A 5,102-nucleotide genomic window follows, 5' to 3' on the forward strand; every position below is an offset into this window, starting at 1 on the left:
CCGCTGGCGGAGCATCGACCGGGTGCGGCGTGCGCGCCGGGTGCTGGGCCAGCAGCGCTCGACGCAGCGGCACGTGCCGCGGGGCCGGGCGGATGACGCGCGCCTGGTCGCCGACATGGCCGAACTGGTGCAGCAGCGCCTCCGCCCGCCCGTCCACCGTCACCCGGCGACGCCCGTAGTCGATGGTGAGCGCGCCGAGCTCGAACGGTACCGCGCCGGCGCGGACCCGCAACGCCGCCCTGACCCGCCGCGGTGAGCTCGGTCGGCGCGAAAGGCTTGGCGACGTCGTCGGCAGCACCCGCCGCGAAGGCGCGTGCTGTGGTTTCGTCGCGACCGTAGCCCGAGATGAAGATGATCGGCAGGTCTGAGAGCTTGGGCACCTCGGCCATCAGCGCGATGCCGTCTCTTCCGGGCAGGGCGAGGTCGAGTGGAACGATCTCCGGTGCCTCCCTGCGGATTGGGCGGGCAAGGCCGCCCGGTTCACGCAAGTCGTCGACCGCGAGGATGCTGGTAGGCTCTGCCGGCAGGCGGTTCGGCGACGGCTGTCCGGGTGCGGCCAGTTGCGAGACTATGGGTCTACGCCGGAAAGCGTCCAGTCTTCGCAATCGACACCCTCGACGCGTTCGAACTCTCGACTGTTGGCGGTGGCCAGTATCAGATTCCGGGCGCGAGCCTGCCCGGCGATCAGCAACTCGTAAGGGCTGATCGGCAGTCCCGCCGCCGCAAGTTCGCTGCGCACCGCGCCTGCCGCACGTGCATCCCCGGCGTCGAACGGCACGATCTCGAACTCCAGCCTGTCCAGCAGCTCAAGATTGCGGGCCGCATGTCGGCTCTTGTAGGCACCGTAGTAGAGCTCATACGCAACCGGGGCGGGCAGCCCGATATCGGAGGGCGCAAGGCGGTGTATGCGTTCCCGCAGCGGCGACGATGTTTCGTCGAGCAGGGCGATTCAGGCGTTGGTATCGGATAAGTAGCGCGTCAGTCGAAAACGCTGTCGAGTTCCGTTCGCGATCAATGCTCCGGCTGGCTGTGCCCCGCGGCGAAGAAATTATCCGAGAATTCACCGACGATGGCGTCAAGCCAAGCCCAGTCCGAGGCAACGGGTTCGAGGATCACTGCCGCGCTCTGCCTGGGAGCGACCCGACCAGAAGAGTTTCGCTGTTCTGGGCGGCAATCATGCGTAACACACTTGATGTTTGCATACATGGAAACCTATTGTTTGCGCCATTTGCTGTTGCCTGTCAGGGCTCCGCCGACAAGTGGTTACCGAATCTTTTCAAATTTTTCCGACTGGACAGGGAAGTTTTCATCCTACGGACGAATTGGCTGACGCTACGTGCTGCTACGCTAGCCGTTCGGATGCTTCCTCCCAGTATTCCCCTCCTGAGCAGCCGAACGTTGGGGGCAGGTCACTACCTACGTGAGATCCAACCGGCGCTGCTGCATTGGTTCGAGTGGCGCTTTGAGGCCGAGCCGTACCGCCAAACGAGGTGGACATTGCCGAGTTCATGGCAAAGTTTGCTAGCCAGCCTGGCGTGCGCCGCCGTGTCTGGCTATTCGCCGTGGTCCTGAGCTACAGCCGTTGGCTGTTGGGACGCTTCCGCCCCCACCACATGATGAAGGCATGCACGGCAGCAAAAAGAAATGAAAATGCTGGCTCCGGCTTGAATTCAGCCCTCACTCGCGTTTGAAGGGCTGAATCCCGGTAGCCATCTTGAAGATATTAAGCCTGGAATTTCGGCAAAATGTCGGAACAGTAAAGGTCAACTTACTGCTGGCCGAGTCTTTCCCGAAGATGCTCAACGAAGGTCTTACTATCGGTTTGGGTTGCAAATGCGGCCGTCAATTTGTCGAGGTCGTCTGGGGCGTGCGAAGCCAGTTCATACTTGTCGACCGAGCAGAGCGTTCCAATCGCCTCGTCGAGTTCGTCGATCAGCCTCGCTAAGGACGTCAGCATCTTCTCAGAGCTACCTTCATCATGGGCGTCGCGTTTCTCCGACATCGAGATCAACTCCAGATAGGCCCAGGCCACCATCGACCGGACGCCCTCTATGTCCGGCCTGACGGGTACGTTGCTGATTAGCCCGCGTTTCACGAATTCAGGTTTTCTGAGAGCGAGTCTTCTTCCACCGGCGGTCCTGTCCTGCACAAATGTCCAAATGACATCGGGAATGGTCCCGTTGTCCCGGCCTCCGTCAGAAAAGAACAGGTGATGAATATAAGTTGACAAGTTGGACAGGTAGCAAGCCATTGGAGAAAGACGGCGGATTACAGTGCCTCTCGCCTCAATAATATCAATCGATGTGTCGGGCTCTGAGTCGGTGGGTAATTCCCCATCTTCCGACGGGACTAGTTCAGTTACTTTGACGCCTTTCCAAACACCCTCTTCATCGACTTCACCAATCTCAAACAATCGGGGCCTGCCGTGCGTGTCGATGACCCTGAGGAGATCGCTTGGGCCACAGGGCCGCCAAACTGGCATTGACTCGGAATAGCGGAAACGTGCGTTCAAGGTTCGACCATTCGATGCCCCGGACACAATGTCCACCTCCACAGACCGGACGTCAAAACGTCTGTAGATCGGAACATAGCTATCAGTGTTGCCACCCGATTCGAGCCGCCAGGCGGTCCCAGAGCGAACTGCACGTGTGTAGTCTTCCTCGCTTTCGTAAGTTCCAATAACGGCAGAGATTTCTGTCTCTCTCTTATCAAATCTAAGATTTCCGGGGCTCAGGTCGGCGAAGTACATTCCTTGTTGATGAATGCCCTCAATCATCCGCGCGAGCTGTCGCAGGCGCAAGGCGCCCTCAAGGAGGCGCCGTGGCGCCGGCAGGTCCCGCATCTTGGTAAGCTTCTCTAGAAACGTTTCGCTCTTCTGAGTTGCCTCGCTTTTTAAGCCTTCTTCAGCCCAGAACGGACTCGTACTGAGCCTGTTGGTAAGCTGGGCACGTGCCGCCAAACCTTGGAGATCGCCTTGAATCCCCGAGAACAGCTTTACGCGATCGATCGCACCGTCGCCTCCACGGGCCTGTTCATAGTATGAGTCGCTCTTTCTGGAGAGCATGCAACGAAAAAGAATGGCAACGATCCCGTCTGACGGGAAGCGGCCGTGTACATGGTCTCGGACTTGCTCGAATAGAGGTACCATATCTGCCGAGGTGGAGGTAGCGCTCGACGCTGCCCGGTACCTGTCAATGAGGGCTTCTACACTGGTCACGCCGGTATCGCCGGATCGATCGAAGGGTCGCAGATGGTCATAAAATCCTTCAGCAGACCTGCCGACAGTCAACAAATCAAACAACAAGGCCCCAAGGCCAAACACGTCAGTGCGCAAGGAGGGTTTCTTGTAAAACATAACTTGGGTTCTTTCGTCTTCAAACTCCGTCTCCCGCGCGGCCTTTAGAATGATTTTGGAGCCGTTGGAGCCCAGATGCTCCACTTCCACTACCTGATACCCCTTTTGCTCTCCATCTTTGGAGAATACCGCGATGTCGTTGCCCTCCATCAACGTATCGCGGAACTTCATGTCGACCGTATGGAGAACGAGGCGTTGCCCCCCGTCGGGAACTGTCACCCTGACCTCGCATACGTCGAAAAAATCCTTCTGCTCCGGCGAGCGATAGTGGCGGGTCCCCGGTGGCAGGGCAGCCACGTACCCCGAGCCGCGACCTGCGGGCAGAACCTCAAGAAACCCGAAGTCACCGAGCGCGACTTCTACATCGTCACCCTTGCTTCGCAACATGACGTTTGCCGGTTTGATGTCGTGGTGAAATAGCTTTGCTGCGTGCAAGGCGCGAAGCCCGGTGGCTACTTGGCTCACGATTTCCACAATGTGGGCTTCACGTTCGGGGAGCGTGATGTTCCTGAGAACTTCGTAGCCCGGGAGCCCTTTCTTAGGGGATTATAAAGACGGGTTGACAGGTCGGGCCTGATCGCGTAGGATTGGACCATCAGATGGAGGTCCGAATGGCCCACGCAGCACCCGGGAAAAGTCACCGCGAAGGCATCAGCCTGATGCAGTTGATCGACATGTTTCCCGATGAGGAAGCCGCCCGGAAGTGGTTCGAGGATATCACTTGGCCGAAGGGCCGCTACTGTCCCAAGTGCGGGTCAACGAACACTCACGAAGCGAAGCACGCGAAATCGCCCTACCGGTGCCGCGACTGCAAGAAGTACTTCAGCGTCAAGACCGGAACGGTCATGGCAGGCTCGCCGATCCCGCTGCGCAAGTGGGCTTTCGCCATCTACATGGAGGTCGTGAACCTCAAGGGCGTGTCGGCCATGAAGCTGCACCGTGACTTGGATGTTTCCTACCCGACCGCATGGTTCATGCTGCACCGGATCCGGGAAGCGTTTGGCGACGAAGGCGGCCAGCCGATGCAGGGGCCGGTGGAAGTGGACGAGACGTACGTCGGAGGTCGTCGCCGGAACATGTCGAACAGCAAGCGGCGGGAACTCAAGGACTCCGGTCGTGGTGCGGTTGGAAAGGCGGCCGTGGTAGGTGCGAAGGATCGTGGGACGAAACAGGTTCGTGCTAAGGTTGTAGAAGCCACAGATCGGGAGACGCTGCATGGCTTTATCCGCGGACACGTTGCCGACGATGCCACGGTCTACACGGACGAAGCCACCGCTTATGCCGGTATGCCTAACCCGCATGAGACGGTGAAGCACTCGGTCAGCGAGTATGTCCGGGACATGGCCCACACCAACGGGATCGAGTCCTTCTGGAGCATGCTCAAGCGCGGCTACATGGGCACGTACCACAAGATGAGTGCCAAGCACTTGCAGCGGTACGTCAATGAGTTCGCGGGGCGTCACGGCATGCGTGACTTGGACACCATTAGCCAGCTTCAGTCCGTTGTTGCGGGCATGGTGGGCAAGCGACTGATGTGGCGTGAACTGACCTCGTGAGCCGCACTCAGGAGGAAACCACATGGGCAACCCACGCTATGGAGGCGCGTCACCCGAAGACGTTGCGCGGGCACTAATACGCTCGGAACCGGGCAGTGGAGAGTCGGAATCTGATAACCTAGAAAAGGGACACCCCGACACCCCGACACCCCGACACCCCGACACCCCGACACCCCGACACCCCGACACCC

3 protein-coding genes and 1 pseudogene are annotated in these 5,102 nt (G+C 59.3%); 2 read left to right on the forward strand and 2 right to left on the reverse strand.

Translation table 11 applies throughout. The annotated features are described in order from the left end of the window. A pseudogene (locus tag OXG98_05830) lies at positions 1-136 on the forward strand (IS3 family transposase). 432 nt (positions 137-568) lie between these two features. Here the strand turns inward: OXG98_05830 and OXG98_05835 are convergent. Both OXG98_05835 and OXG98_05840 read right to left on the reverse strand, forming a co-directional pair. After that, positions 569-949: a PIN domain-containing protein gene (locus OXG98_05835; protein MCY3771521.1), complete on the reverse strand. Its 381-nt coding sequence runs from the start codon at positions 947-949 to the stop codon at positions 569-571. An 819-nt stretch (positions 950-1,768) separates the two neighbouring features. After that, a complete protein-coding gene (locus OXG98_05840) occupies positions 1,769-3,832 on the reverse strand; it encodes a hypothetical protein (GenBank protein ID MCY3771522.1) in 2,064 nt (687 codons plus the stop codon). A gap of 182 nt (positions 3,833-4,014) precedes the next feature. Here OXG98_05840 and OXG98_05845 point away from each other — a divergent pair, with 182 nt between their 5' ends. Beyond that, positions 4,015-4,911: an IS1595 family transposase gene (locus OXG98_05845; protein ID MCY3771523.1), complete on the forward strand. Its 897-nt coding sequence runs from the start codon at positions 4,015-4,017 to the stop codon at positions 4,909-4,911. The last annotated feature ends 191 nt before the right edge of the window (positions 4,912-5,102 follow it).

The organism is Gemmatimonadota bacterium (genome assembly GCA_026706345.1).
Classification (GTDB): domain Bacteria; phylum JAAXHH01; class JAAXHH01; order JAAXHH01; family JAAXHH01; genus JAAXHH01.